This window comes from Enterobacter sp. MGH 24, from assembly GCF_000493015.1.
Classification (GTDB): Bacteria; Pseudomonadota; Gammaproteobacteria; order Enterobacterales; family Enterobacteriaceae; genus Enterobacter.
This window is the reverse complement of record NZ_KI535657.1, coordinates 1,542,718-1,569,708: the sequence shown is the minus strand read 5'-3', so window position 1 is coordinate 1,569,708 and position 26,991 is coordinate 1,542,718. Positions and strand designations below refer to the sequence as shown.

The 26,991-nt window shown below is 56.5% G+C and carries 25 protein-coding genes; 13 read left to right on the top strand and 12 right to left on the bottom strand.

The window, feature by feature from the left end; translation table 11 throughout:
* Positions 1-3: 3 nt before the first annotated feature.
* The 6 genes from yiaY to L370_RS14410 all read right to left on the bottom strand — a co-directional run bounded on the left by yiaY (position 4) and on the right by L370_RS14410 (position 6,858).
* Positions 4-1,155 carry an L-threonine dehydrogenase gene (gene yiaY / locus L370_RS14385; RefSeq protein WP_023334051.1) on the bottom strand — a complete coding sequence of 384 codons (1,152 nt, stop codon included), beginning with the start codon at positions 1,153-1,155 and terminating at the stop codon, positions 4-6.
* A gap of 157 nt (positions 1,156-1,312) precedes the next feature.
* A complete protein-coding gene (gene selB, locus L370_RS14390) occupies positions 1,313-3,178 on the bottom strand; it encodes a selenocysteine-specific translation elongation factor (RefSeq protein ID WP_023334050.1) in 1,866 nt (621 codons plus the stop codon).
* Positions 3,175-4,560, bottom strand: a complete 1,386-nt coding sequence (gene selA / locus L370_RS14395; protein ID WP_023334049.1) for an L-seryl-tRNA(Sec) selenium transferase — start codon at positions 4,558-4,560, stop codon at positions 3,175-3,177. The genes selB and selA overlap by 4 nt, the downstream gene beginning before the upstream one ends.
* Before the next feature lie 103 nt (positions 4,561-4,663).
* Positions 4,664-5,272, bottom strand: a complete 609-nt coding sequence (locus L370_RS14400) for a glutathione S-transferase (RefSeq protein ID WP_023334048.1) — start codon at positions 5,270-5,272, stop codon at positions 4,664-4,666.
* 90 nt (positions 5,273-5,362) lie between these two features.
* Positions 5,363-6,499 (bottom strand): HlyD family secretion protein, encoded by a 1,137-nt coding sequence (locus L370_RS14405; protein WP_023334047.1) that lies wholly within the window; start codon positions 6,497-6,499, stop codon positions 5,363-5,365.
* 2 nt (positions 6,500-6,501) lie between these two features.
* Positions 6,502-6,858 (bottom strand): DUF3302 domain-containing protein, encoded by a 357-nt coding sequence (locus L370_RS14410; protein ID WP_023334046.1) that lies wholly within the window; start codon positions 6,856-6,858, stop codon positions 6,502-6,504.
* Between the two features lie 659 nt (positions 6,859-7,517).
* Here L370_RS14410 and L370_RS14415 point away from each other — a divergent pair.
* The 9 genes from L370_RS14415 (at position 7,518) to trmL (ending at position 17,599) form a co-directional block, all read left to right on the top strand.
* Positions 7,518-9,425, top strand: a complete 1,908-nt coding sequence (locus tag L370_RS14415) for a PTS mannitol transporter subunit IICBA (protein WP_023334045.1) — start codon at positions 7,518-7,520, stop codon at positions 9,423-9,425.
* Positions 9,426-9,522: 97 nt separating this feature from the next.
* Positions 9,523-10,671, top strand: a complete 1,149-nt coding sequence (gene mtlD, locus L370_RS14420; RefSeq protein ID WP_023309921.1) for a mannitol-1-phosphate 5-dehydrogenase — start codon at positions 9,523-9,525, stop codon at positions 10,669-10,671.
* Positions 10,668-11,258, top strand: a complete 591-nt coding sequence (gene mtlR, locus L370_RS14425) for a mannitol operon repressor MtlR (protein ID WP_023309920.1) — start codon at positions 10,668-10,670, stop codon at positions 11,256-11,258. Before mtlD ends, mtlR begins: the two co-directional genes overlap by 4 nt.
* 58 nt (positions 11,259-11,316) lie before the next feature.
* The gene (locus tag L370_RS14430) at positions 11,317-11,679 is read left to right on the top strand and encodes a YibL family ribosome-associated protein (protein WP_023334044.1); all 363 of its coding nucleotides are present in this window, start codon (positions 11,317-11,319) and stop codon (positions 11,677-11,679) included.
* 271 nt (positions 11,680-11,950) lie between these two features.
* The gene (gene lldP, locus L370_RS14435; protein WP_023309919.1) at positions 11,951-13,606 is read left to right on the top strand and encodes an L-lactate permease; all 1,656 of its coding nucleotides are present in this window, start codon (positions 11,951-11,953) and stop codon (positions 13,604-13,606) included.
* Positions 13,603-14,376, top strand: a complete 774-nt coding sequence (lldR, locus tag L370_RS14440; RefSeq protein WP_023334043.1) for a transcriptional regulator LldR — start codon at positions 13,603-13,605, stop codon at positions 14,374-14,376. The genes lldP and lldR overlap by 4 nt, the downstream gene beginning before the upstream one ends.
* On the top strand, positions 14,373-15,560 hold the full coding sequence (gene lldD / locus L370_RS14445; RefSeq protein ID WP_023334042.1) for a quinone-dependent L-lactate dehydrogenase: 1,188 nt from the start codon (positions 14,373-14,375) through the stop codon (positions 15,558-15,560). Before lldR ends, lldD begins: the two co-directional genes overlap by 4 nt.
* A 182-nt stretch (positions 15,561-15,742) precedes the next feature.
* Entirely contained in the window at positions 15,743-17,083 is a 1,341-nt protein-coding gene (locus tag L370_RS14450) for an MFS transporter (protein ID WP_023334041.1), read from the top strand.
* 45 nt (positions 17,084-17,128) lie between these two features.
* Positions 17,129-17,599 carry a tRNA (uridine(34)/cytosine(34)/5-carboxymethylaminomethyluridine(34)-2'-O)-methyltransferase TrmL gene (gene trmL, locus L370_RS14455; RefSeq protein WP_023334040.1) on the top strand — a complete coding sequence of 157 codons (471 nt, stop codon included), beginning with the start codon at positions 17,129-17,131 and terminating at the stop codon, positions 17,597-17,599.
* A 32-nt stretch (positions 17,600-17,631) separates the two neighbouring features.
* On the opposite strand, the gene cysE is transcribed toward trmL, so the two are convergent.
* The 5 genes from cysE to L370_RS14480 form a co-directional block, all read right to left on the bottom strand.
* A complete protein-coding gene (gene cysE, locus L370_RS14460) occupies positions 17,632-18,453 on the bottom strand; it encodes a serine O-acetyltransferase (protein WP_008502718.1) in 822 nt (273 codons plus the stop codon).
* 74 nt (positions 18,454-18,527) lie between these two features.
* The gene (gene gpsA / locus L370_RS14465; protein ID WP_023334039.1) at positions 18,528-19,547 is read right to left on the bottom strand and encodes an NAD(P)H-dependent glycerol-3-phosphate dehydrogenase; all 1,020 of its coding nucleotides are present in this window, start codon (positions 19,545-19,547) and stop codon (positions 18,528-18,530) included.
* Entirely contained in the window at positions 19,547-20,014 is a 468-nt protein-coding gene (gene secB / locus L370_RS14470) for a protein-export chaperone SecB (RefSeq protein WP_003860835.1), read from the bottom strand. Before secB ends, gpsA begins: the two co-directional genes overlap by 1 nt.
* Positions 20,015-20,046: 32 nt before the next feature.
* Entirely contained in the window at positions 20,047-20,298 is a 252-nt protein-coding gene (gene grxC / locus L370_RS14475) for a glutaredoxin 3 (protein WP_023309914.1), read from the bottom strand.
* Positions 20,299-20,309: 11 nt separating this feature from the next.
* Positions 20,310-20,741: a rhodanese-like domain-containing protein gene (locus L370_RS14480; protein ID WP_023309913.1), complete on the bottom strand. Its 432-nt coding sequence runs from the start codon at positions 20,739-20,741 to the stop codon at positions 20,310-20,312.
* Between the two features lie 247 nt (positions 20,742-20,988).
* On the opposite strand from L370_RS14480, the gene gpmM reads away from it, so the two are divergent.
* The 3 genes from gpmM to L370_RS14495 are packed head-to-tail and all read left to right on the top strand — an operon-like array spanning position 20,989 to position 24,762.
* Entirely contained in the window at positions 20,989-22,533 is a 1,545-nt protein-coding gene (gpmM, locus tag L370_RS14485) for a 2,3-bisphosphoglycerate-independent phosphoglycerate mutase (protein WP_023334038.1), read from the top strand.
* A 33-nt stretch (positions 22,534-22,566) separates the two neighbouring features.
* Positions 22,567-23,826 (top strand): murein hydrolase activator EnvC, encoded by a 1,260-nt coding sequence (envC, locus tag L370_RS14490; protein ID WP_255344054.1) that lies wholly within the window; start codon positions 22,567-22,569, stop codon positions 23,824-23,826.
* 3 nt (positions 23,827-23,829) lie between these two features.
* Entirely contained in the window at positions 23,830-24,762 is a 933-nt protein-coding gene (locus L370_RS14495; RefSeq protein ID WP_032643733.1) for a divergent polysaccharide deacetylase family protein, read from the top strand.
* A 3-nt stretch (positions 24,763-24,765) separates the two neighbouring features.
* Here the strand turns inward: L370_RS14495 and L370_RS14500 are convergent, their stop codons facing one another.
* The gene (locus tag L370_RS14500; protein ID WP_023334035.1) at positions 24,766-25,566 is read right to left on the bottom strand and encodes a glycosyltransferase family 2 protein; all 801 of its coding nucleotides are present in this window, start codon (positions 25,564-25,566) and stop codon (positions 24,766-24,768) included.
* Between the two features lie 205 nt (positions 25,567-25,771).
* Between L370_RS14500 and L370_RS14505 the strand changes: the two genes are divergently transcribed.
* A complete protein-coding gene (locus tag L370_RS14505; RefSeq protein ID WP_023334034.1) occupies positions 25,772-26,977 on the top strand; it encodes a glycosyltransferase in 1,206 nt (401 codons plus the stop codon).
* The last annotated feature ends 14 nt before the right edge of the window (positions 26,978-26,991 follow it).

Below are 26,991 nucleotides of genomic sequence, written 5' to 3'. Positions count from 1 at the left end.
GGGTCACATCGCGGCGCGATAAATCGCCACGATCTCATCATGGGTAGCCTGAACGGGGTTGGTGAACCCGCAAGCATCCTTGAGCGCATTGGTCGCAAGAACCGGAATATCTTCCTCTTTGACGTTCAGTTCACGGAGGCCGGACGGGATATTCACTTTACGAGCCAGGGCACGAATTTCTACGATGCACGCCTGTGCACCCTGCTCATCAGTCATCTTGCTAACATCTACGCCCATGGCTCCCGCACAGTCACGCAAACGGGCTGCCGCCACTTTACTGTTAAACACCTGAACGTGCGGCAGCAGTACCGCGTTACATACGCCGTGTGGAAGGTCGTAAAAACCACCCAACTGATGCGCCATCGCGTGTACGTAGCCTAAGGAAGCATTGTTAAACGCCATGCCCGCGAGGAATTGTGCATAGGCCATCGCCTCGCGTGCCTTCGCATTACTGCCTTCTTCAACAGCATGCACCAGATTTTCGCTGATCATCGTCACTGCTTTAAGGGCACAGGCGTCCGTAATCGGTGTGGCTGCCACGGAGACATAGGCCTCAATCGCGTGGGTCAGGGCGTCCATACCGGTTGCCGCCGTTAGCGATGCAGGCATCCCTGCCATTAGAGAAGAATCGTTAACGGACAGAACCGGTGTGACATGTTTATCCACAATAGCCATTTTGATATGGCGCGCCTCATCGGTAATAATACAGAAGCGTGTCATTTCAGAGGCTGTACCGGCAGTGGTATTAATAGCAATCATTGGCAATTGCGGTTTTGCCGAGCGATCAACACCCTCATAGTCACGAATGTCGCCGCCATTAGCGGCCACCAGTGCAATACCTTTTGCACAGTCATGTGGCGACCCGCCACCCAGTGATATAACGCAGTCGCAGTGGTTGCTTTTTAATATTTCCAGACCAGCAGCAACGTTTGCCGTTGTTGGATTCGGATGTGTGCCATCGTAAATCACACTGGAAATATCGCGTTCCTTAAGCGCGTTTTGGATATCAGTAGCCATACCCAGTTTGCTCAGCATCGCGTCGGTGACAATCAGCGCGCGGCGCCACCCGTAGTCGCGCATGGTATCCATCGCGGAAGATAATGAATCAGAACCAATAATATTCACGGAAGGAATATAAAATACGGATGCAGCCATAATAAATCCTCAAAGAGATATAAACTCTCGGCAGCATACGGAAAATAGTATTTTAAAAATATGATCAAAAACCTGTTTTTGCGTACACCTTCGCAGGTTTAACAAATTACTGCCTGCGAAAGTGTTAATTAATATATAAATCTATTTCAATCTATTTTTATTTTGTATTCATCCCGCCTTTCGTTTCAGGAAATAATAACGAATCGCGTAATAAATGATCGTTACCGCGACGGCGGGTAAAGCCGATGCGGTTGAAATACTCCAGGATCTGAATCGCCAGCTTGCGGCCCACGTTCAGTCGGTCGCGGAAATCGGCTGCGCAGGTGGAGCCCCGCTCCTGATCCAGCTCGCGGATCAGGTTGGCAAACGCCACAATGCGATCGTTACGGTAATAACGATCTTTCACGATCGCGACTATCAGCCCCTGCTGCGCTGCATGCCGCAATACCTGACGCATCACCTGCTCGTCGGTATTCGTTTCGCGAGCCAGATCGCGAACCCACCACGGCTCATCGCCAAACAGCGGGGCCACTTTTTGCCACACTGCCTCTTGCTCTGCGGTGAACCCGGCCTTGTGATCCGGCAGATGCAGCCAGCCGTGGTGGCTTTTAATCACACCGCTTTCGCGCATGTTTTCAATCAGCAGCAGCACCAGCGCATCGTCTTCCATCGGCAGCGCCATGCGCCGCAGACGCTCACGGCCCGGGCCAGGCTCGTCCTGATGCTGTTCATGATACGTTGCCAGCGTGTTCAGTATCTTACGCTGCCAGCGTGCCGCAACCGGGGCATTAAGCAGACTGTTTCCAGCCTGAATAAAGCCCGGCTGCTGGGTGAGCTGGTTCAGGCCTTCCCCGCTCAGCTGGCGTGCCCATGCAAAATCACTCAGGCTCACCGCACCGCGATCGAGATGCACCCGCAGCGCGGCGTTATCATCGCTGGTCAGCGCCAGAGCAGCCAGCCACTGCAGATATTCAGGTTTACGCTTGCCGCGTCGCGGTGGATTCAGCGCGACAACCCGTGCTCCGGCCAGCGTTTCCCGCGCGGAAATATCACGCAGTACCAGACGATCGTTGTCTGCAAGCCAGAGCGGAGAATCGAATACCAGTTCGGCAAGGTCGTTTTCCAGCAGCGACACGCGCCCGGTGATATGGCTGGCCGCGTGGTGGATATGCAGCGGCTGCCATTGGGTCAGGGGCACGTTTGTCTGCAGGGAGACAATGACGCGTTCAGACGGTTCAGGTGGGGCATCGGCCAGCAGCCAGTCGCCGCGGTTAAGCTGCTCTTTTTCCGCATCCCCGGCAATGTTCAGCGCGATCCGCTGCCCGGCATGAGCACGCTCTGCGGGCTGGTTTTGCGCATGCAGGCCGCGCACGCGCATCGGTTTGTTAACGCCCGTCAGCCACAGGCTATCCCCCACTTTCACTTCACCACTCAGCGCCGTACCGGTAACCACCAGACCCGCCCCTTTGACGGTAAACGCCCGGTCAATCGCCAGACGGAAGCGGTGATGGCCGGCGTGGTCACGCGACGAAAGCTGCTGTAAGTGGTGGCGAAGTTCATCAATACCGCGCCCTTCTGTCGCCACGGTGATAAAAAGCGGGGCATCGGCAAAACCATATTCCCGCAGGGTCGCCTGTACCGTTTCGCGCACCTCGCTGACGCGTGCGTCATCCACGCGATCAGCTTTGGTCAGCGCCACGGTCAGCTGCGGGTTGCCGGTCAGCTGCAGGATCGCCAGGTGCTCACGGGTTTGCGCCATAACGCCATCATCGCAGGCCACCACCAGCAGGGCATGATCGATGCCCCCCACGCCCGCCAGCATGTTAGACAGAAACTTTTCATGCCCCGGAACATCTATAAAACCCAGTACGCGCCCATCAGGCTGGGGCCAGTAGGCATAGCCCAGATCGATGGTCATGCCGCGCTTTTTCTCTTCCGGCAGGCGGTCGGCGTTTATGCCGGTAATCGCCTGCAGTAATGTGGTTTTTCCGTGGTCGACATGACCGGCGGTGGCAATAATCATTTCAACAACATCTCCAGAAATCGCTCTTCATCTTCAAGGCAGCGCAGATCCAGCCACATTCGGCCATCGTAAATCCGCCCGATGACCGGGGCAGGCAGGCCACGCCAGCGCGACGACAGGGCTTCAAGGTGGCTGCCTCGCCCGTCACGCGGGGTGAACGTGAGCGCTTCACTCGGCAACCTGTCCACCGGCAGCGAACCGCTGCCAATCTGCGACTGGCAGGGCTCAATGCGAACGTCAAAATCGGGATAGTGCGGGGCAATGCGCGGCAGCAGTAATTCGGCCTGGGCGCGAATCGAGGCGGCATCGCGGCTTAACAAACGCAGCGTGGGCAGGCGGTCGGCCAGTTTCTCCGGATGGAGATAAAGCCGCAGCGTCGCCTCCAGCGCGGCAAGCGTCATTTTATCGGCTCGCAGGGCGCGCTTGAGCGGATGCTGCTGCAGCTTCGCAATCAGCTCGCGCTTGCCGACAATAATCCCGGCCTGCGGCCCGCCCAGCAGTTTATCACCGGAAAAGCTGACCAGGCTGACGCCCGCCGCAATCATCTCTTGCGGCATCGGTTCTTTCGGCAGCCCGTATTGGCTCAGGTCCACCAGCGAGCCGCTGCCGAGATCGGCAATCACCGGTATTTTCAGTTCGCGGCCTATCGCCGCCAGCTCCGCCTCTTCGACCGTTTTGGTGAAGCCTTCAATATGGTAATTGCTGGTGTGAACCTTCATCAGCAGGGCGGTATTTTCATTCACCGCCGCGCGATAGTCTTTCGCATGGGTACGGTTGGTGGTGCCCACCTCATGCAGCGTACAGCCCGCCTGGCGCATCACGTCCGGAATGCGAAACGCCCCGCCAATCTCCACCAGCTCGCCGCGGGAAACCACCACCTCTTTGCCGCTGGCGGTGGCCGCCAGCATCAGCAGCACCGCCGCAGCGTTGTTATTCACAATGCAGGCATCTTCCGCGCCGGTCAGCTGGCACAGCAGGTCCGCCAGCGCGCGATCGCGATGCCCGCGTCCGGCACCGTCCAGATCGTACTCCAGCGTCACGGGCGCCCGCATGGCCTGCACAACCGCCGCGATAGCCTCATCCGCCTGCTGCGCGCGTCCCAGGTTGGTATGCAGGACGGTACCCGTCAGGTTAATCACCGAGCGTAACGCGCTTTGCGCTTTCTCGTCCAGCCGGTGTTCGGCTTCCTGCTCCCATGCTGCGCACCAGTCGGGCAAGGCGTTTTCTGCCTGAATTACGCTTCGGGCTTCGTCCTGAAGCAGGCGTAACATCTCCACCGTCGCGGTATGGCCGAAGCGCTCAACAACAGCATGAATGCGGGGCTCGCGAAGGAGACGGTCGGTAGCGGGGATCTGGCTGTACAGCGAATGATGAGTAGTCATGAAAGCGCCTGGCGAGTAAATATCTTCCCCCCTCCCGACGGGAGAGGGAGTTAACATGTGGAGGGATTGTACCGCCTCCGATGCCTAAGTGTTATAACCCGCGTCAAGCCTTTGGCGGTTCGGTACGGGCAAAGCTCTCGCGGCTAAAAAGCGTGTCTGCCAGTTTCACCAGCAGCGGACGGTCGACGCACCAGCCAGGGGAAACGCGGCGGAAGTTGAGATAGCCGATAGCGCAGGCGATGGCGATGGTTGCCAGGTTCAGCTCGTCGGTTTGAATCTTTCCCTCCTGGATTAGCTGTTCGCATCTGTCCAGGCTGCGGCTGATTTTTTCCCGCTGGCGTAACAGTTCCGTTTCCGACTGCTGGGCGACGGGCCTTGCCTGCTCACGCACGGAGGTTAACGCCGCATCCATAATACCATCGGCCAGGGCTTCGATTTGCTTCACTGCCAGCGCCGCTTTGGGGTCACCAGGCAGCATTGCCGGGGCAACGCCCAGCAGCTCGATATACTCCGCGATAATTGGGGAATCGAACCAGTATTCGCCCTCGTCCGTCACCAGCGCCGGGACTTTCCCCAGCGGGTTGTACTGCGCGACGCCGTTTTCAGCGTTGTAGGGCTGTTCATTGATGAATTCAAATTCAATCCCTTTCTCCAGCAGGAGAATCGAGATCTTTCGCACGAAGGGACTGGTGTAGCTACCGATGAGTTTCATTGCCTGATCCTTGATGCCGGAAAAAGGTCAGTATGGATCAAGCGATGAAAAAAGGGCAGGTATGCGTGTCGCATTCCTGCCCCGGAAGGATTAGTGATCGAGATAGAGGTAGTGCATCCAGCTGGTCATGCGCAGCAGTACTTTACGCATCACCGAGACGTGGGCGAAATGGTCCGAGTAGACCGCCACCTGGGCATAGATACCGTCCGGCAGCGCATCGACATCCGCATTCGGATCCAGTTCGATAGTGCCCAACACGCCATCCGTTCCCGGCACCACCGTCAGCGACTGCAGCGCGCCCTGCGCCTGATAGGAACCGCCCGGCACCACCGGCAGAATGCTGGTGAGTTTACCGGTAAACACCTGGCCCGGCAGCGCGTTAAACACCACTTCCGCTTCATCGCCCGGCTTCAGACGCAGCAGCGAGTTCTGACGGAACTGGGCCACGATCTGACGCTTCTGTTCAGGAATAAAGACCATCACCGGACGCAGAGGCAGCGCGGCGGCGTACGTCCCCGGACGGATCAGCACCTGGGTGATGTAACCATCGCTTGGCGCACGGACCACGGTCTGATCCAGGTTGTATTTGGCTTCAGCAAGCTGCGCACGTAAGGAGGCAATCTGCGACTGTTCGCCGTTCACCATGCTATCCAGCTGGCTTTGAATCTGCGTCTGTTCAGCAACGGAGCCTTTTACCAGCGCATCCTGCGCGAGATAGTTCTGCCGCGCGTTGTCGATATCGCTTTCAGAGAACGGATTCACCTTCGCCTGACTGCCTTTCAGGTAGCGCTGATAATCTTTATACAGGCGGTCGCGCTCTGCGGAGACGCGCGTCGTATTGGCGACGGCCTCCACCAGCTGCGCTTTCAGATTGTCGATGTTGTGCGTCGCGGTCACCAGGTCAGCCTGCAGTCTGTCGACGCGCGCCTGGTAGCGGCCCGGATCCAGTTTAAATAACACTTCGCCTTTTTTAATAAGCTGGTTATTTTTATCAGTCACTTCACTGACCACCCCGGTAACCTGCGGCGTAATCGGAATAGAAATAACCGCCTTTTGCGCCGTAAAGGTATACGGATGGTTATAGTTCATTAACAGAATAAGTCCGGCAACAATAAACACCCCGCCTAATGTCGCGGTGGCAAGCGTCCACTGGTTTACCGGAATACGGAATATTTTAAAAATCACCCAGGCAAATGCCACATAGGTCAAAATAATCAACAGATCCATGATTAGCGCTCCAGCGTGTTTTTATCAGCAGCGGGCTGTACCGCGGCCAGCTTTTGTTCTAATTCGGCCACGCGTTTGGCCAGCGCATCCATGCCCGGAACCTCATCAGGCTTGGTGATGTGGTTTTGCATCCCCCAGCCGCGATCTTCACGGTACAGCGTGGCCCATATCCACAGGAACGGCCAGATGGCATGGAGCGTAAACAGGCTAATCCAGCCTGCCGTATGAATCGCATCGGCATGGGGATGGTTACGCTTTTTGGCCATATTATAAGGAATGTCATGGATGGCGATGATTCCATAAAAGAGAACCAGAAATACAAAAATCAATACGCCCAGCGCAAAATAGTTGAGAAACATATTCTCCTCACTTAAACAACGTCAACTCATTAAATTAATAAAACAGTACGCAACCTAATTAATTTATTTTAAAATACAAAAGGCATGCTGGTTATTTCAGAGCCGGGGAGTATCGGTTTTTATAATATCTCCATGCAAGTTTATAAGCGTGTCAAAATATATCCTGAATAATAATATACTTAACCTTACAATATGAGCGTAATCCACGTTTTAACTTTTCGCCATACCACACATCAAAAGTGGTTTTTTAGCTTATCGTGTCGTGCAATATCATCCTGGCGCTGAATCGCGAAGCAGAGTTTGCCGCCGATCACAGCCGGAGAAATCTGTATAAAAATATTTTGTGAAATCAGTCACAATCCAGAAACAAACCCACAAAATCAAATCGTGATACTCATCACATAAAAGAGTGGTTTTTGTCGTTTTTCTCGCCATCGTATTTTTTTTGTCCATTCGTTTTGTGATTCAGATCACCTCATTGATGTCCGCACCCCCTACATTTACGTGATGCGTGTCACACAAATTTCCACCGTCTGGACAGTTGAACGATTCAGTGCCAGATTTCACAGCATCAGAACAGGGTCCGGCTACCTCTGCCGCCTCATTAACAACAAACCTCGGGCCGCAAGCCTAAGCGCAAACAGAAGAAGGGGTGTTTTATGTCATCCGATTTCAAGATCAAAGTTCAAAGCTTTGGTCGTTTCCTCAGCAACATGGTGATGCCAAATATCGGCGCGTTTATCGCGTGGGGTATCATCACCGCATTGTTCATTCCGACAGGGTGGTTGCCTAACGAAACGCTGGCGAAACTTGTTGGCCCAATGATTACCTATCTCCTGCCGCTGCTCATCGGTTTCACCGGGGGTCGTCTGGTGGGCGGTGACCGTGGTGGCGTAGTGGGTGCCATCACGACCATGGGTGTTATAGTCGGTGCGGATATGCCGATGTTCCTCGGTGCGATGATTGCCGGTCCTCTGGGCGGCTGGGCGATTAAGAAATTCGACGTCTGGGTTGATGGTAAGATCAAATCCGGCTTCGAAATGCTGGTGAACAACTTCTCTGCGGGCATCATCGGGATGATCCTCGCGATTCTGGCGTTCCTCGGCATTGGCCCTGCGGTTGAAGTGCTGTCCAAAATTCTGGCGGCAGGCGTTAACTTCATGGTTGCGCACGACATGCTGCCGCTGGCGTCTATCTTCGTAGAGCCGGCAAAAATCCTGTTCCTGAACAACGCCATCAACCACGGTATCTTCTCGCCGCTGGGTATTCAGCAGTCACACGATCTCGGCAAGTCTATCTTCTTCCTGATTGAAGCTAACCCGGGTCCGGGTATGGGCGTTCTGCTGGCGTATATGTTCTTTGGTCGCGGCAGCGCGAAGCAGTCTGCTGGCGGTGCGGCAATCATTCACTTCCTGGGCGGTATTCACGAAATTTACTTCCCGTACGTGCTGATGAACCCACGTCTGATCCTGGCCGTTATCCTCGGCGGTATGACCGGCGTGTTCACCCTGAGCGTGCTGGGCGGCGGTCTGGTGTCTCCGGCTTCTCCGGGTTCCATCCTGGCGGTACTGGCGATGACGCCGAAAGGGGCGTACTTCGCGAACATCGCGGCGATCTGTGCGGCGATGGCGGTCTCCTTCGTGGTCTCTTCTATCCTGCTGAAAACCAGCAAAGTGAAAGAAGACGACGATATCGAAGCGGCAACCCGTCGTATGCACGACATGAAAGCCGAATCCAAAGGCGCGACCCCGCTGGCGGCTGGCGATGTCTCTAACGACCTGAGCCATGTGCGTAAAATCATCGTTGCCTGCGACGCCGGTATGGGTTCCAGCGCAATGGGTGCAGGCGTACTGCGTAAGAAAGTGCAGGATGCGGGCCTGACCAACATCTCCGTCACCAACAGCGCCATTAACAGCCTGCCGCCGGACGTTGACCTGGTCATCACGCACCGCGACCTGACCGAACGCGCCATGCGCCAGGTGCCGCAGGCACAGCACATCTCGCTGACTAACTTCCTCGACAGCGGCCTGTACACCAGCCTGACCGAACGTCTGGTTGCCGCGCAGCGTCACGAAGACAACGAAGTGAAAGTGCGCTCCAGCCTGCAGGACAGCTTTGACGAGAGCAACGCCCACCTGTTCAAACTGGGTGCGGAAAACATCTTCCTCGGTCGCACAGCGGCAACCAAAGAAGAAGCGATTCGCTTTGCCGGTGAGCAGCTGGTGAAAGGCGGCTACGTTCAGCCTGAGTATGTCGACGCAATGCTGGAACGCGAAAAACTGACGCCAACCTACCTGGGTGAATCCATCGCAGTGCCGCACGGTACGGTTGAAGCGAAAGATCGCGTCCTGAAAACCGGCGTCGTATTCTGTCAGTATCCGCAGGGCGTACGCTTCGGTGAAGAAGAAGACGACATCGCCCGTCTGGTGATTGGTATCGCCGCTCGCAACAACGAGCACATTCAGGTGATTACCAGTCTGACCAACGCGCTGGACGATGAGTCTGTCATCGAGCGTCTGGCCAGCACCACCAGCGTGGAAGAAGTCCTGGCACTGCTTAACAAATAAGTTCTCTTCCCTCTCCCCCCGGGGAGAGGGCTAGGGTGAGGGGAAACGTTCCTCACCCCAGCCCTCTCGGGTAAAAACATTGATGAAGGTTAACACTATGAAAGCATTACATTTTGGCGCAGGTAATATCGGTCGTGGTTTTATCGGTAAACTGCTGGCAGACGCGGGCATTACGCTGACATTCGCCGATGTGAATCAGGTTGTCCTGGATGCCCTGAATGCGCGTCATAGCTATCAGGTCCATGTGGTCGGTGAAAACGAACAGGTTGAGACGGTATCCGGCGTCAACGCGGTCAGCAGCATCGGTGAAGACGTTATCGACCTGATCGCCAGCGTCGATCTGGTCACCACGGCGGTAGGCCCGGTGGTGCTTGAGCGCATCGCCCCTGCTGTCGCAAAAGGCCTGGCAAAACGTAAAGCGCAGGGCATCGACACCCCGCTGAACATCATCGCCTGTGAAAACATGGTGCGCGGCACCACGCAGCTGAAAGGCCACGTGCTCAACGCTGTAGCAGACGAAGACAAAGCCTGGGTTGAAGCGCACGTCGGGTTTGTGGATTCCGCCGTGGATCGCATCGTTCCGCCGTCTGAATCCGCCACCAACGACCCGCTGGAAGTGACCGTGGAAACCTTCAGCGAGTGGATCGTGGATAAAACCCAGTTTAAAGGCGCCCTGCCGACCATTCCGGGAATGGAATTAACCGATAACCTGATGGCATTTGTCGAACGCAAACTCTTCACGCTGAACACCGGGCATGCTATAACCGCGTACCTCGGAAAATTGGCCGGTCATCAGACCATTCGTGACGCGATCCTCGATGAGAAGATCCGCGCGGTGGTAAAAGGGGCAATGGAAGAGAGCGGCGCGGTGCTGATCAAACGCTACGGTTTTGATGCTGATAAACACGCAGCATACATTCAGAAAATCCTCGGTCGCTTTGAAAACCCGTATCTGAAAGATGACGTTGAGCGCGTGGGCCGTCAGCCTCTGCGCAAACTGAGCGCGGGCGACCGCCTGATTAAGCCGCTGCTGGGCACGCTGGAATACGGCCTGCCGCACGCCAACCTGGTGAAAGGGATTGCCGCTGCGATGCACTACCGCAGCGAGCAGGATCCACAGGCGCAGGAACTGGCTCAGCTGATTGATGACAAAGGCGCGCAGGCTGCGCTGGCGCAGATTTCCGGTCTGGACGCCAACAGCGACGTGGTTGTGGAGGCGGTTAACGCATACAACGCAACCAAATGATGCACAGTGCGGCGCAGGTTAACCTGCGCCCAAATAATAGATTGTCAGATATGCAGGCAATAATGGAACAAACCCAGGCCTTTGAAAATCGTGTGCTTGAGCGTCTGAATGCTGGCAAAACCGTACGAAGTTTCCTGATTGCCGCCGTCGAGCTGTTAACCGAGGCGGTGAACATTCTGGTGCTTCAGGTGTTTCGCAAAGACGACTACGCGGTAAAATATGCTGTAGAACCGTTACTGGACGGAGACGGACCGCTGGGCGATCTCTCCGTGCGTCTGAAGCTGATTTATGGTCTTGGCGTGCTGAACCGGCAGGAGTATGAAGATGCGGAGCTGTTAATGGCGCTGCGCGAAGAACTCAATCATGACGGTAATGAGTACACCTTTACCGATGATGAGATCCTGGGGCCTTTCGGCGAGCTGCACTGCGTCACCGCGCTGCCCCCTGCTCCCCATTTTGATAACAGCGACCCTGAGCTTTACGCGATGCAAAAGCTGCGTTATCAACAGGTTGTCCGTTCCACGATGGTTCTCTCCCTGACTGAGCTGATTTCCCGAATCAGCTTAAAAAAAGCGTTTCAGAAGTAAGCCTGCTCACATTGGTGTATCCTTCCCTGTAAATTCCCCGTTTTCAGAGTTATTTGTCATGAAAGAAGTCGAAAAGAACGAAATTAAACGCCTGAGTGACCGCCTGGATCTGATCCGCCACCAGATGGCTGGCCTGTCACTGGTCGAGTCCGCCGAGAAGTATGCCGAGCTGGAAAAAGAGGCCGCCACGCTGGAAACAGAAATCGAGCGCCTGCGCGAAGTCAAAGGCCAGAAGCTGAGCAAAGAAGCGCAGAAGCTGATGGCCATGCCGCACCGTCGCGCGATCACTAAGAAAGAGCAGGCCGATATGGGTAAGCTGAAGAAAAGCGTCCGCGGTCTGGTGGTGGTACACCCGATGACCGAGCTTGGCCGCGAAATGGGCCTGAAAGAGATGACGGGCTTTTGTAAGACGGCGTTCTGATTTCATGCCGGGTGGCGCTGCGCTTACCCGGCCTACTCTTTTCCCCTTCGCGTGAATTGGTCCAACCAATAGCGCAATCAATCCTCCCCCGGTTCACAATTCCATTATTTTCGCTCACAAACCCATTGCCAGCTCATAACATCTGGTTAACCATTCATTGTCATTAACCCTACAACACAACATTGGCAGGACCACTTTTACACAACCTGTGACGCAGAGTTGAGCGGAGACTCACCCGCAGCGCAGGCTGTCTGGTCCCCAGGAGACCTGCATGAGCCTCTGGCAACAAAACTACGACCCGGCCGGTAATATCTGGCTGTCGAGCCTGATCGCATCGCTTCCGATCCTGTTCTTCTTCTTTGCGCTGATTAAGCTCAAGCTGAAGGGCTACCTCGCCGCGACGTATACCGTTGCTATCGCCCTGATGGTGGCGCTGTTCTTCTACAAAATGCCGGTCGATCGCGCGCTGGCTTCCGTCGTCTACGGTTTCTTCTACGGCCTGTGGCCGATCGCGTGGATCATCATCGCGGCGGTCTTTGTCTATAAAATTTCGGTGAAAACCGGGCAGTTCGACATCATTCGCTCGTCGATTCTCTCCATCACGCCGGACCAGCGCCTGCAGATGCTGATTGTCGGCTTCTCCTTCGGGGCGTTTCTGGAGGGAGCGGCAGGCTTTGGCGCACCGGTGGCGATCACCGCCGCGCTGCTGGTGGGTCTGGGCTTTAACCCGCTCTATGCTGCGGGCCTGTGCCTGATTGTGAACACCGCGCCGGTGGCGTTTGGCGCGATGGGTATTCCAATTCTGGTGGCCGGACAGGTCACCGGGCTGGACAGCTTCGAGATCGGCCAGATGGTTGGCCGCCAGCTGCCCTTCCTGACCATTATCGTCCTGTTCTGGATCATGGCGATTATGGACGGCTGGCGCGGCGTGAAGGAGACCTGGCCTGCGGTGATGGTAGCGGGCGGTTCGTTCGCCATTGCCCAGTACCTCAGCTCGAACTTCCTCGGCCCGGAGCTGCCGGACATCATCTCCTCGCTGGTGTCGCTGGTCTGTCTGACGCTGTTCCTGAAACGCTGGCAGCCGGTGCGTATTTTCCGCTTCGCCGACATGGGCGCCTCGCAGGTTGATCAAACCCTGGCGCGTACGGGCTATACGGCAGGACAGGTGATCCGCGCCTGGTCGCCGTTCCTGTTCCTGACCGCAACGGTCACCCTGTGGAGCATCCCGCCGTTTAAAGCCCTGTTTGCCCCAGGCGGGGCGCTGTACGACATGGTGATTAATATTTCCGTACCGTTCCTCGACAAAATGGTCGCCCGTATGCCGCCGGTGGTGCACGCCGCCACGCCGTATGCTGCGGTCTATAAATTCGACTGGTTCTCCGCCACCGGTACCGCCATCCTGTTTGCCGCTATTCTTTCCGTGGTGTGGCTGCGCATGAAGCCTGCGGCCGCGGTGCAGACCTTTGCGGCGACCGTTAAAGAGCTGATGCTGCCGATTTACTCCATCGGCATGGTGCTGGCGTTCGCGTTTATCTCGAACTACTCCGGCCTGTCGTCGACGCTGGCACTGGCGCTGGCCCATACCAGCCACGCCTTCACCTTCTTCTCGCCGTTCCTCGGCTGGCTGGGGGTGTTCCTGACCGGTTCCGATACCTCGTCTAACGCCCTGTTTGCCGCGCTGCAGGCAACGGCAGCCCAGCAGATTGGCGTGTCGGACGTCCTGCTGGTGGCCGCAAATACCACCGGCGGCGTGACCGGGAAAATGATCTCACCACAATCCATCGCCATTGCCTGTGCGGCGGTGGGACTGGTCGGTAAAGAGTCGGATCTGTTCCGCTTTACCGTGAAACACAGCCTGATATTCACCTGCATGGTCGGGGTGATCACCACCCTGCAGGCCTATGTCTTAACCTGGATGATCCCATGATAGTGATGCCCAGACGCCTGTCCGACGAGATTGCCTCTCGCGTGCGGGCGCTGATTGAAGAACAACAGCTGGAAGCGGGCATGAAGTTGCCCGCCGAACGCCAGCTCGCCGCCCAGCTTGGCGTATCGCGCAATTCACTGCGCGAGGCGCTGGCGACGCTGGTCAGCGAAGGAGTGCTGCTGAGCCGTCGCGGCGGCGGCACCTTTGTGCGCTGGCAGCATGACGACTGGTCCGAGCAAAACATCGTTCAGCCGCTGAAGACGCTGATGGAGAACGACCCGGACTACAGCTTCGACATCCTTGAAGCGCGTCACGCCATCGAAACCAGTACCGCCTGGCACGCGGCCATGCGGGCAACCGACGCCGACAAAGAGAAACTCATCGCCTGCTTTGAGGCCACGCAAAGCCGCGACCCGGATATCGCCTCCCAGGCGGACGTCCGTTTTCACCTGGCGATTGCCGAGGCGTCGCACAACGTGGTGCTGCTCCAGACCATGCGCGGGTTCTTCGACCTGCTGCAATCCTCGGTTAAACAGAGCCGCCAGCGCATGTATCTGGTTCCGCCGGTGTTTGCCCAGCTGACCGAACAACACGAGGCGGTGCTCAACGCCATTCTGGCCGGTGATGCCGAGGCCGCGCGCAAAGCGATGATGGCGCATCTCGGTTTCGTGCACACCACCATTAAACGATTCGATGAAGACCAGGCCCGACAGGCGCGTATTACCCGTCTGCCTGGCGACAGTGATATTTCCAGGGAGAACAAAGCATGATTATTTCAGCAGCCAGTGACTATCGCGCCGCGGCGCAACGCATTTTGCCGCCGTTCCTGTTCCACTATATCGACGGCGGAGCGTATGCCGAATACACCCTGCGCCGCAACGTGGAAGATCTGTCGGAGGTGGCTCTGCGCCAGCGCGTGCTGAAGAATATGTCTGATCTGAGCCTTGAGACAAAGCTGTTCAACGAGACGCTCTCCATGCCGGTAGCGCTCGCACCTGTAGGCTTATGCGGCATGTATGCCCGCCGGGGTGAAGTGCAGGCCGCCGCCGCGGCGGATGCCAAAGGCATTCCGTTTACCCTTTCCACCGTATCCGTCTGCCCGATTGAAGAGGTCGCCCCGACCATCAAGCGCCCGATGTGGTTCCAGCTGTACGTCCTGCGGGATCGCGGCTTTATGCGTAACGCGCTGGAGCGCGCCAAGGCGGCGGGCTGCTCGACGCTGGTCTTTACCGTCGATATGCCGACCCCCGGCGCACGCTACCGTGATGCGCACTCCGGCATGAGCGGCCCGAATGCTGCGCTACGCCGCTACTGGCAGGCCGTGACCCACCCGCAGTGGGCGTGGGATGTCGGCCTGAACGGTCGTCCGCACGATCTGGGCAATATCTCGGCTTACCTCGGTAAACCGACCGGGCTGGAGGATTACATCGGCTGGCTGGCGAACAATTTCGATCCGTCGATCTCGTGGAAGGACCTGGAGTGGATCCGCGAGTTCTGGGACGGCCCGATGGTGATCAAAGGGATCCTCGATCCGGAAGATGCCCGCGACGCGGTACGCTTTGGCGCAGACGGGATTGTGGTCTCTAACCACGGCGGACGCCAGCTTGACGGGGTGCTCTCTTCCGCACGCGCCCTGCCGGCCATCGCTGATGCGGTGAAAGGCGATATTGCCATCCTCGCCGACAGCGGCATCCGCAACGGGCTGGACGTGGTGCGTATGATTGCGCTGGGCGCCGACAGCGTACTGCTGGGGCGTGCGTATCTGTATGCGCTGGCGACGGCGGGCCAGGCAGGCGTGGCGAATCTGCTCAACCTGATCGAAAAAGAGATGAAGGTGGCGATGACGCTGACAGGTGCAAAAACGATTAGCGAAATCAGCAAAGATTCCCTGGTGCAGGAGTTAAGCAAATTACCGGCGGCGCTGGCTCCCCTTGCTCAGGGAAACGCGGCCTGACCTTTTCCTGTTAACCCTCCTTTCTCACGCGCCCGATTTCCCCCTCCGGGCGCTTTTTTATGCGAAAAATAACATCCAGATAACATATTAGATAAGAAAATTTGACATCCACCTGCCGCCCGCAATTGTATAGACAAGCAAATACAAGAACACAAAAACAACATCAGATCGGAGTGGAGCGTATGGCATATTCAGGTAAGGTGGATATTCAGCAGGTGATCGATGAGAGTCCCTTTTCAGGGTTTCACTGGCTGCTCATTGTGCTGGGCTTTCTGGTTCTGGCGATCGATGGTTTTGATACGGCAGCGATGGGTTACATCGCGCCTACGCTGTCTACAGAATGGGGAATACACAAACAGGATCTCGGGCCGGTGCTGAGCGCTGCGCTGCTGGGGCTGTCGCTGGGCGCGCTGATCGCCGGTCCGGTATCGGATCGGATGGGGCGCAAGCGCGTGCTGGTCTTCTCCTGCCTGTTCTTCGGCCTCGCGAGCCTGGGGACGGCCTGGGCGCAAAGTCTGAATACCCTGACGCTGTGGCGCTTTCTGACGGGCCTCGGCCTCGGCGCCGCAATGCCTAACGCCATCACGCTGATCTCCGAATTTGCCCCCCAGCGCTGTCGCGCCATGGCGATCAATACCATGTACTGCGGCTTCCCTCTGGGTGCGGCGGGCGGCGGTGCGATCTCTTCCTGGCTTATCCCCCACCACGGCTGGCGAAGCGTGCTGCTGACCGGCGCGATTGCTCCGCTGGTTTTAACGCTGCTGCTGGCGCTGTTTTTACCGGAGTCGGTGAAATTTCTGGTGCAGCGCGGGAAGGACGTCATGCAGGTTCGCCGAATCGCCAGCCGGTTCGCCCGCAGCACGCTGGATAGCGTCACGGGTTTTTTCCTCGCGGAGGAGAAAATCGCGTCTAAAAAAGGGAGCGTGTCGCAGCTGTTTTCCATGCCCTGGCTGCCCGGCACCCTGATGCTGTGGGTGACCTATTTTATGGGCCTGGTCATTTACTACGTCCTGCTGAGCTGGATGCCAACGCTGATGCAGGGGATGGGTTATGCCCTGGCGGAATCCGCCTGGCTCACCTCGCTGTTCACCTTCGGCGGCACCGCAGGCATTCTGCTCGCGGGCTGGATGATGGACCGCTGGGAAGCACATAAAGTCGTCGCGGGAGGGTTTGTCCTGACGATGGGGCTGATCCTGCTGCTCGGCATGGAGCATAATCATATCGCCCTGTTTGGCGGGCTGATCTTCCTGATGGGGATCGCGATGAACGGCGCGCAGTCGGGCATGCAAACCCTGGCCGCTACCTTTTACCCTACCGAGTGCCGCGCGACGGGCATCGCCTGGATGCAGGGGATCGGCCGCTTTGGCGGCGTAGCGGGCACCATGACCAGCGCCCAGCTTCTTTCCATGCAGTGGCAGGCAGACAGTATTTTAATGATCCTCAGCGTGCCCGCTCTGGTGGCCGCTGCGGCAACCGTCTACAAAATGCTGTACAGCCGCTCGCAGGAACCCGGCGTCGCGTAGTTCCTCTCTTTTCTGCTATTCTGCCCCCGCAATTAAGGGGGCAGCATGCTTAACATCGTTTTATTCGAACCAGAAATTCCGCCGAATACCGGCAATATCATCCGCCTGTGTGCGAACACCGGTTTTCGTCTGCATATCATTGAGCCGATGGGCTTTACCTGGGACGACAAACGTCTGCGTCGCGCAGGGCTGGATTATCATGAATTTACCGCCGTCGTTCGCCATCACGATTACGCCGCGTTTCTGGAAGCAGAGAAGCCGCAGCGCATGTTCGCCCTGACCACCAAAGGCACGCCAGCGCATAGCGCCGTGAGCTATCAGGCAGGTGACTATCTGATGTTTGGCCCGGAAACCCGCGGCCTGCCGGCCACGATCCTGGATGCCCTGCCCGCCGAGCAGAAAATCCGTATTCCGATGATGCCGGACAGCCGCAGCATGAACCTGTCGAACGCGGTGTCGGTGGTGGTGTATGAAGCCTGGCGCCAGTTGGGTTACCAGGGCGCCATATTAAGGTAAGCCCGGTAAGCGCCGCGCCACCGGGCAAAATCTCAGATGCCGTCACCATACTCGAAGGTATGGTGAATGCCGTTGAAGTGCTGATCCATGTCCATGGACGGCTTATCGCTGTCTGGTTTACCGACGATGCGCGCTGGTACGCCAGCGGCGGTGGTATGCGGCGGCACGGGCTGGAGCACCACGGAGCCTGCGCCGATCTTCGCGCCGCGCCCGACTTCGATATTGCCGAGGATCTTGGCACCCGCGCCAATCATCACCCCTTCACGAATTTTCGGATGGCGGTCGCCGCTGGTTTTACCGGTACCACCCAGGGTAACCGACTGCAGGATCGAGACGTCATCTTCAATGACCGCCGTTTCCCCGACGACAATCCCGGTGGCGTGGTCGAGCATGATCCCGCGGCCAATCTTCGCCGCCGGGTGAATATCGACCTGGAACGTCACGGAAACCTGGTTTTGCAGGAAGATCGCCAGCGCGCGGCGGCCTTCATTCCACAGCCAGTGGCCAATGCGGTAAGCCTGCAGGGCGTGGAAGCCTTTCAGGTACAGCAGCGGCGTAGAGTATTTATCGACCGCCGGGTCACGCGTGCGCACGGCCTGGATATCGCAGGCGGCAGAAGCGATCATTTCCGGGTCTGCGGCGTAAGCCTCTTCCACCACTTCACGGATGGCAATAGCAGGCATGATCGAGGAAGCGAGCTTATTGGCGAGCATATAGCTCAGCGCGCTGCCAAGATTTTCGTGCTTGAGTAGCGTCGCGTGGTAGAAACTGGCCAGCATAGGCTCGCAGTCGGCCAGCGCCCGGGCTTCGGCTTTAATATTGTTCCAGACGATATCCAGTTCTTCACACGGCATTGCTTACTCCAGACGATAGTTAATGACCAGCCAGTTCTGCGCTGGCTGGGTCATTCAGGTGACAACGGTTCCGACTAGTTACTGCTGCGCTCGTCCTTGCGCGCACGACCTAATAAGGTCAATGCTGCCTCGCGCGCATTTTTTCCGCAATACAATACCTGATAAATTTCCTCGGTTATTGGCATTTCGACACCGAAACGGTGCGCCAACTCGCGGACTTCTTTGGTATTGCGGTAGCCTTCAACCACCTGACCAATCTTCTCCTGCGCGCCTTTTACATCGCTGCCCTGTCCGAGCATCATGCCAAAGCGGCGGTTACGAGACTGGTTGTCGGTACAGGTCAGCACCAGGTCGCCGAGACCAGCCATCCCCATAAAGGTGGCCGGATCGGCACCCAGCGCTTCGCCAAGGCGGGACATTTCCGTCAGCCCTCGGGTGATCAGCGCCGTACGCGCATTGGCACCAAAACCAATGCCGTCTGACATTCCGGCACCAATCGCAATCACGTTCTTCACCGCGCCGCCCAGCTGCACGCCGATAAAATCGGGGTTGCTGTAGACGCGGAAGCTCTTGCCGCAGTGCAGCAGCTGTTGAAGATCGTCGGAGAAGGCCTGATCGGTAGAGGCCAGCGAAATCGCCGTCGGCAGGCCAGCGGCCAGCTCTTTGGCAAAGGTCGGGCCGGAGATGACCGCCAGCGGGATCGCATCACCCAACGCTTCGCGGGCAACGTCCTGCAGCAGGCGTCCGGTTTCGGCCTCCAGTCCTTTTGTCGCCCAGACAATGCGCGCATCCGGGCGCATCAGCGGCTTAATCTGACGGAGCACGTCGCCAAATACATGGCTCGGGACCACAATCAGAATGTTGCGGCTGGCCGCCAGCGCGGTCGCAAGGTCGCTTTCAAGGTGCAGGGAGTCAGGGAACGGAACGTCCGGGAGAAACGCGACGTTGCAACGGTCGCGCTGCAGCGTGGCGATATGTTTTGGGTCGTGGCCCCAGAGAACCACTTCGTGACCATTTCTTGCCAGCGTGATGGCAAGAGCGGTGCCGTATGAGCCGGCACCGATCACAGTCATTGACGCATTAACAGTGCTCATCAGGCATCCTGATGTTGTTCAGCACCTTCGCCAGCCTGCTGCTGCAGATAGTTCATGAACAGCGCATCAAAGTTAACTGGCGCAAGGTTCAGTTGCGGGAATGTACCGCGAGAAACCAGGCTGGTGATGCATTCACGTGCATACGGGAACAGAATGTTCGGGCAGTACGCACCCAGGCAATGCGCCATCTGGTTGCCTTCGATACCGCCGATAGAGAAGATGCCGCCCTGCTGTACTTCACACAGGAATGCAGTTTCTTCGCCCAGAGACGCGGTAACGGTCACACGCAGCACGACTTCATACACGTCATCTGCCAGCTGGGTAGATGCGGTATCCAGATCAAGTTTAACCTCTGGCTGCCAATCTTTCTGGAAAACATGTGGCGCATTTGGCGCTTCGAAAGAGACGTCCTTGGTGTAGATACGCTGGATCTGGAAAGTCATTTCGGTGTTGTTTTGTTCTGACATGGAAATACCCTTTTTAATTGTCCTAAAGTCTCTTAGCTCAGCAGCGGATCGAGTCCACCACGGGCGTCGAGCGCATACAAGTCATCACAGCCGCCAATGTGCTGCGCATCAATAAAAATCTGCGGAACCGTCGTACGACCACTACGTTTGATCATCTCTTCGCGTTTAATCGCGTCACCGTCAATCGGCAGTTCCTGGAACGTGACGCCTTTGCTGTTCAGCAGCGCTTTCGCACGATGACAGAACGGGCACGTCGCTTTGGTATAGATCTCAATATTGGCCATGACTGAACTCCTTATTTACCGCGTACCAAAGGAAGATTTTCCCCGCTCCAGCCGGAAATACCTTCTTTCAGCACCGTTACGTTTTCGAAGCCTGCTTTATGAAGCGCGCTGGCAGATTCCTGTGCCTGCATGCCGGTCGCATCAACAACGATAATCGGCTGGGCTTTATGTTTCTCAAGCTCGCCGACGTTGTTCGCTTTGATTTCAGCTGGCAGCAGGTTGATTGCGCCCGCAATGTGACCTTTACGGAAATCGTCACGCTGACGCAGATCGACCACGACGGCATCTTCTTTGTTGATCAGACGCGTCGCTTCACCACGGGTGATAACCTTAATTTTAGACGTCAGGCTCTTAAATGTGGTGAACAGCACAGCAGCCAGCAGGCCAATCCACGCGATGCTCAGAACCGGATGGCGGCTAACGAATTGCATAATTTCTTGCATGGAGGGTAACTACTCCCGACTAAGTGATAAAAAAAACCAGGACAGGAGTATACCTGTGCGTTCTGGCAAATACAGCCAGCGACCATAACCTAATCCATTTTCTGCGGCATGCCACCTAAAAAAATGCCTCAAAATGGTCTGGTCAGCACCTTGCCCCTGCGCTTTCTTTGATCTTCTGCGGCTATTTGATCGATTCAGCTGTAGTAAAATTACGCAAATTTTGACTCTTGAGCATGAGGTTGTCGCAATGTCGGTTTCTAAAAAACCTATGGTACTGGTGATTCTGGATGGCTATGGCTACCGTGAAGATAGCCAGGATAACGCTATTTTCAACGCCAAAACCCCGGTCATGGATGCCCTGTGGGCGAAACGTCCGCATACGCTGATTGACGCGTCTGGCCTGGAAGTGGGCCTGCCGGACCGCCAGATGGGCAACTCCGAAGTCGGTCACGTAAACCTGGGCGCCGGGCGTATTGTGTATCAGGATCTGACGCGTCTGGACGTTGAAATCAAAGAACGCACCTTCTTCTCCAACCCAACGCTGTCTGGCGCGGTCGATAAAGCCGTTGCCGCTGGCAAGGCCGTACACATCATGGGCCTGCTCTCTGCGGGTGGCGTTCATAGCCACGAAGATCACATCATGGCGATGGTTGAACTGGCCGCCGAGCGCGGTGCGGAAAAAATCTATCTGCACGCCTTCCTGGACGGGCGCGATACGCCACCACGCAGCGCAAAAGGCTCTCTGCAAGCCTTCGAAGAGAAATTCGCCGCGCTGGGTAAAGGCCGCGTAGCGTCCATCATTGGCCGTTACTACGCCATGGACCGAGACAACCGCTGGGATCGCGTTGAACAGGCTTATGACCTGATGACCCTGGCCAAAGGTGAGTTCCAGTTCGCGACCGCCGTTGAAGCCCTGGAAGCCGCATACGCACGTGATGAAAACGACGAATTCGTGAAAGCGTCCGTGATCCGTGCTGAAGGCCAGGCTGATGCCACCATGGAAGATGGCGACGCGCTGATCTTCATGAACTTCCGCGCTGACCGCGCGCGCGAAATCACCCGTGCGTTCGTCAACAGCGACTTCGACGGTTTTGCCCGCAAGAAAGTGGTAAAACTGGACTTCATCCAACTGACCGAATACGCGGCAGACATCAAAGCGCCTTGCGCGTATCCACCAGCATCGCTGGCCAACACCTTCGGTGAGTGGATGGCGAAGAACGATAAAACGCAGCTGCGTATTTCCGAAACTGAAAAATATGCACACGTGACCTTCTTCTTTAACGGCGGCGTTGAAGAGCCGTTCAAAGGCGAAGACCGCATTCTGATCAACTCTCCGAAAGTCGCCACCTACGATCTGCAGCCAGAAATGAGCTCTGCCGAACTGACGGAAAAACTGGTTGCGGCCATCGAGAGCGGTAAGTACGACACCATCATCTGCAACTACCCAAACGGCGATATGGTGGGGCATACCGGGGTGATGGAAGCGGCAGTGAAAGCGGTTGAAGCGCTGGACAACTGCGTTGAGCAGGTAGCAAAAGCGGTTGAATCCGTTGGCGGCCAGCTGCTGATCACCGCTGACCATGGTAACGCTGAACAGATGCGCGACCCGGCGACCGGCCAGGCGCACACGGCCCATACCAACCTGCCTGTGCCGCTGATTTATGTAGGTGATAAATCACTGAAAGCAGTGGAAGGCGGCAAGCTTTCTGACATCGCGCCAACCATGCTGTCGCTGATGGGTATGCCGATCCCTGAAGAGATGACTGGTAAGCCGCTGTTCATCGTGGAATAATCGCTCCCCATGAGGGGAAAGGCGATTTTTTCAATCACATGGGTCGTGAAGCCGCTTAGGTTATCAGTCAGACCTCTGTTTTACGCCAGCGCACTCAGCGCTGGCGTATTGCTGTGCGCCGCATCCGCCCACGCGGATGATCGCGACCAGCTGAAATCCATTCAGGCCGATATCGCCGCCAAAGAGCGTGCGGTACGCCAGCAGCAGCAGCAGCGCTCCGCCCTGCTCGCCCAGCTTAAGCAGCAGGAAGAGGCGATCTCCGCCGCCACGCGTAAACTCCGTGAAACGCAAAACACCCTCGCCCAGTTGAATAAACAGATCGACGAGATGAACGCGTCGATTGCAAAACTGGAGCGCCAGCGTGATGCGCAGGAGCGCAATCTTGCCGCACAGCTTGATGCCGCATTCCGCCAGGGTGAACATACCGGACTCCAACTGATCCTCAGCGGCGAAGAGAGCCAGCGCGGCCAGCGCCTGCAGGCCTACTTTGGCTATCTCAACCAGGCGCGTCAGGAGACGATCGCGCAGCTGAAGCAGACGCGCGAAGAAGTCTCCACGCAAAAAGCCGAGCTGGAAGAGAAGCAGAGCCAGCAGCAGACGCTGCTTTACGATCAGCAGGCCCAGCAGGCGAAGCTTGAGCAGGCTCGCAACGAGCGTAAGAAAACCCTTTCCGGCCTTGAATCCTCCATTCAGGAAGGTCAAAGCCAGCTGAGCGAAATGCGCGCCAACGAATCAAAACTGCGTAACAGCATCGCCCGTGCGGAAGCGGCGGCGAAAGCGCGCGCCGAAAAAGAGGCGCGCGAGGCGCAGGCCATTCGCGACAAGCAGCAGGAAGCGTCCCGCAAAGGGACTACCTACAAGCCAAGCGAGAGCGAACGTTCCCTGATGTCGCGTACCGGCGGTTTGGGCTCTCCTCGCGGTCAGGCTTTCTGGCCCGTTCGCGGTTCAATTCTGCATCGCTATGGCGAACAGCTGCAGGGTGAGCTACGTTGGAAAGGGATCGTTATCGGTGCGTCTGAAGGTAGCGAAGTGAAAGCCATCGCCGATGGCCGCGTGATTCTGGCCGACTGGCTGCAGGGTTACGGACTGGTGGTGGTGGTCGAACACGGTAAAGGTGACATGAGCCTTTACGGCTACAACCAGAGCGCGCTGGTCAGCGTCGGCACGCAGGTGCGCGCAGGCCAACCCATCGCCCTTGTGGGCAGCAGTGGCGGTCAGGGCCGCCCGTCACTCTATTTCGAAATTCGTCGCCAGGGTCAGGCGGTCAATCCACAGCCGTGGTTGGGAAGATAAGTTTTGCTTCAATTTCGTCGATTGGTTTTCTCCGTCGTCAGCGCGCTGGCGTTGGCTGCACCGGTATATGCAGGTAAACTCGCTATCGTGATTGATGACTTCGGTTATCGTCCACACTATGAAAATCAGGTGCTGGCGATGCCGTCGGCCATCTCTGTCGCCGTCCTTCCGAATGCCCCCCACGCGCGCGAGATGGCGACCAAAGCCCACAATACTGGCCATCAGGTTCTTATCCACCTGCCGATGGCACCGCTCAGCAAGCAGCCGCTGGAAAAAGATACCCTCCGCCCGGATATGAGCAGCGAGGAGATCGAGCGCATCATCCGCGACGCCTACAACAAAGTGCCGTATGCCGTAGGGCTGAACAACCATATGGGCAGCGCGATGACATCGAGTCTGTACGGGATGCTGAAGGTAATGCAGGCGCTGGAGCGCTACAACCTCTACTTCCTCGACAGCATGACCATCGGCAACAGCCAGGCGATGCGTGCCGCTCAGGGAACGGGCGTAAAAGTCATTAAGCGCAAGGTGTTCCTGGATGATACCCAGAACGACGCCGATATTCGCGTACAGTTCAATCGCGCGGTACAGCTGGCCCGGCGTAATGGCTCAGCCATTGCCATCGGTCACCCGCACCCGTCTACCGTTCGCGTCCTGCAGCAGATGCTGCCGACCTTGCCTTCCGATATCACGCTGGTGCGTCCGAGCGATCTGCTGAACGAGCCGCAGGTGGATACCTCCACACCGAACTCTGCGCAGCCCGTCCCGACTGCACCGCGTAATCCGTTCCGCGGCGTGAAGCGCTGCGCACCGAAGCAACCGCTTGAGCCGGTCTATGCGACCCGCTTCTTCTCCGTCATCGGAGACAGCATCAGCAACAGCACGCTGGTGAAATACGTCCAGCAGCAGTGGCAGGGATGGGGTAAGAAAGCCTGACGCTTATTTCGCAATCTGAGAGTCCGTCTGCTCGTTAGCAACGGGCTCTTTTTTCTCCTGATGCTGATACCAGGATTTGAAATACTTCAAAAAGCTATAGGCTGTAGCATACAGTCCTGTTGCCACCCCCACTTTGCCCTGACGCCAGGCACCGCTAAACAGATACCATTTGAAAAAAGCACCGATGGCGCTGATTACGCCGCGCCCGATAGAGGGCCGTATTTTTTGATGTTGGACCAGGCGGGTTGAATAACAGTTTAATTTGTTAAAAAGTTCATGCAGCGTGGGAAACGTATCATGCTTTACATAGCCCGGAATACGCGCACAACGGAGAAAACCTTCGACCTGATCGTCTACCGGTCGGTTATTAAACCGGGACTGTTTACGGTTAAAAAGACGCACAGGATAATCGGGGGATGAAACAGGATAGATCGTCCGGACTTCTTCACCCAGAACAAACCAGTGGCGGCATATTCGCCATGCCATGCCGGCGTCTGGCTCATCGCCTGCTTTTAACGTTAAAATGGCATCAACCGTTTCCTGGTCAAGAATTTCGTCGCTGTCGATGCACAGGACCCAGTCATTGCTGGCTAAGGATATGGCATGGTTCATCTGCTCGCCATGCCAGCCAAATTTTTTATAGACGGGTAGTAGTCCAAAGCTTTCACAAATATATCGTGTTTTGTCCGTACTGCCTGAATCGACCACAACAACCTCATCCGCTATTTTTAAAAGAGGCGGGATAACGTCGTGCAATAATCTTTCAGAATTAAACGTTAATAAGCAGACCGTTATTTTAAACATTTTTCCACTCTCAATAGCAGCCTAAATTAATATTATTAATACTATATAAATGAGTAGAGTCGATTAAAGTCCTGAATCACACTTTTCAAATAAGCACGTTTGAATATTTGTCTAATCCTGAAGCGCAATAAAATAGAAAAATCTATTTTATTTCAACAGATTCTTTATAATGCAGTCAGATGAAGGGTAGCACACGGATTCAGACATGCCGCACAAAAGTAAAATTCTCCTCCTGGACACGGGTAAAGAATGGGGGGGAGGCACCAACAGTATGCTTGAGCTCCTGAAGCGAATCAATCGCGATAAATTCGATATTACCTGTTGTTTTTACAGTGATTATAGTCGTGCTGAAGGTGAGACAATTGGCCAGGTGCTCAACGGCATCGGGATCCCGCTCATCGTGATCCCTCAACGTCAGCAGCCGGTCTGGGCCAAATTGCTGAAGGAAGCGGGACGTGGCCTGCTGTTTTTCTCACGCGGCGCCCGCAAGGCATTGACGCGTCATGTGGATATTTTGTGGCGCATCCGGCCTAACGTCAGCAAAATCGAAACCCTTTTCACCCGGGGTGGTTTCGATACGCTCTATATGAATAACCAACCGGGCTCAAATGAGGAAGGCTATCTCGCGGCGGCAAAACTGCAGGCGCGGTTGATTCAGCACTGCCGCATTGAACCTGTTTTGACCCCACCGCTGGTGAAGCTGGTTAATGCCCATGCCACTAAAATCATCGCCGTCTCGCACGGCGTTGAACGCGTGTTGCTTCAGCATGGCGTCCGGCCCGAACTGTGTACGACGGTCAATAATGCCATCGACATCCACCAGCCTTTACCTGACCGACGCGCGATGCGCCAGCGCCTGAACATCGATGACGACACGTTTGTGTTCGGCAGTATTGGGTCGTTAATCCCTCGCAAAGCCAACCACCACACGCTGGAGGCGCTGGCGCAGTTCAGCCAGAAGCATCCCCAGGCGAAATGGAAAATGGTGCTGGTCGGCGAAGGTGCCGAACGCCGCGCGTTAGCGGAACAGGCCCAAGCGCTGGGAATTGAATCCCGCGTCATCTTCACCGGTTTTCAGAATACCCCGTTTGATTACCTCGCTACGTTTGACGCCTTTATTCTGGCCTCAAAAAGCGAGGGGCTGCCGCGCGTGGTGCTGGAAGCGATGCTTCTCAATATCCCCGTTATTGGCTCTCAGGTGACCGGCACGGCGGAGTTGATTGACCATGATTCGACAGGGCTGCTCTTCCCCTGGAGCGATGTTTCACAGCTTGCCCGGCATCTGGACAATATCTGGGCAGATGCGGATCTGCGGGCGCGACTGGCTGCGGCTGCATACCAGAACGTCTGTCATACCTATGCCATCGAAAACTATGTCAGCGGTGTCGAAGCCGTGCTTGGCGCGCACTAACCAAACGAGATAAC

Excerpts from the sequence above, each read along its gene's own strand:
- yiaY (WP_023334051.1), bottom strand. The coding sequence starts at position 1,155 with ATGGCTGCATCCGTATTTTATATTCCTTCCGTGAATATTATTGGTTCT.
- selB (WP_023334050.1), bottom strand. The coding sequence starts at position 3,178 with ATGATTATTGCCACCGCCGGTCATGTCGACCACGGAAAAACCACATTA.
- selA (WP_023334049.1), bottom strand. The coding sequence starts at position 4,560 with ATGACTACTCATCATTCGCTGTACAGCCAGATCCCCGCTACCGACCGT.
- L370_RS14400 (WP_023334048.1), bottom strand. The coding sequence starts at position 5,272 with ATGAAACTCATCGGTAGCTACACCAGTCCCTTCGTGCGAAAGATCTCG.
- L370_RS14405 (WP_023334047.1), bottom strand. The coding sequence starts at position 6,499 with ATGGATCTGTTGATTATTTTGACCTATGTGGCATTTGCCTGGGTGATT.
- L370_RS14410 (WP_023334046.1), bottom strand. The coding sequence starts at position 6,858 with ATGTTTCTCAACTATTTTGCGCTGGGCGTATTGATTTTTGTATTTCTG.
- L370_RS14415 (WP_023334045.1), top strand. The coding sequence starts at position 7,518 with ATGTCATCCGATTTCAAGATCAAAGTTCAAAGCTTTGGTCGTTTCCTC.
- mtlD (WP_023309921.1), top strand. The coding sequence starts at position 9,523 with ATGAAAGCATTACATTTTGGCGCAGGTAATATCGGTCGTGGTTTTATC.
- mtlR (WP_023309920.1), top strand. The coding sequence starts at position 10,668 with ATGATGCACAGTGCGGCGCAGGTTAACCTGCGCCCAAATAATAGATTG.
- L370_RS14430 (WP_023334044.1), top strand. The coding sequence starts at position 11,317 with ATGAAAGAAGTCGAAAAGAACGAAATTAAACGCCTGAGTGACCGCCTG.
- lldP (WP_023309919.1), top strand. The coding sequence starts at position 11,951 with ATGAGCCTCTGGCAACAAAACTACGACCCGGCCGGTAATATCTGGCTG.
- lldR (WP_023334043.1), top strand. The coding sequence starts at position 13,603 with ATGATAGTGATGCCCAGACGCCTGTCCGACGAGATTGCCTCTCGCGTG.
- lldD (WP_023334042.1), top strand. The coding sequence starts at position 14,373 with ATGATTATTTCAGCAGCCAGTGACTATCGCGCCGCGGCGCAACGCATT.
- L370_RS14450 (WP_023334041.1), top strand. The coding sequence starts at position 15,743 with ATGGCATATTCAGGTAAGGTGGATATTCAGCAGGTGATCGATGAGAGT.
- trmL (WP_023334040.1), top strand. The coding sequence starts at position 17,129 with ATGCTTAACATCGTTTTATTCGAACCAGAAATTCCGCCGAATACCGGC.
- cysE (WP_008502718.1), bottom strand. The coding sequence starts at position 18,453 with ATGCCGTGTGAAGAACTGGATATCGTCTGGAACAATATTAAAGCCGAA.
- gpsA (WP_023334039.1), bottom strand. The coding sequence starts at position 19,547 with ATGAGCACTGTTAATGCGTCAATGACTGTGATCGGTGCCGGCTCATAC.
- secB (WP_003860835.1), bottom strand. The coding sequence starts at position 20,014 with ATGTCAGAACAAAACAACACCGAAATGACTTTCCAGATCCAGCGTATC.
- grxC (WP_023309914.1), bottom strand. The coding sequence starts at position 20,298 with ATGGCCAATATTGAGATCTATACCAAAGCGACGTGCCCGTTCTGTCAT.
- L370_RS14480 (WP_023309913.1), bottom strand. The coding sequence starts at position 20,741 with ATGCAAGAAATTATGCAATTCGTTAGCCGCCATCCGGTTCTGAGCATC.
- gpmM (WP_023334038.1), top strand. The coding sequence starts at position 20,989 with ATGTCGGTTTCTAAAAAACCTATGGTACTGGTGATTCTGGATGGCTAT.
- L370_RS14500 (WP_023334035.1), bottom strand. The coding sequence starts at position 25,566 with ATGTTTAAAATAACGGTCTGCTTATTAACGTTTAATTCTGAAAGATTA.
- L370_RS14505 (WP_023334034.1), top strand. The coding sequence starts at position 25,772 with ATGCCGCACAAAAGTAAAATTCTCCTCCTGGACACGGGTAAAGAATGG.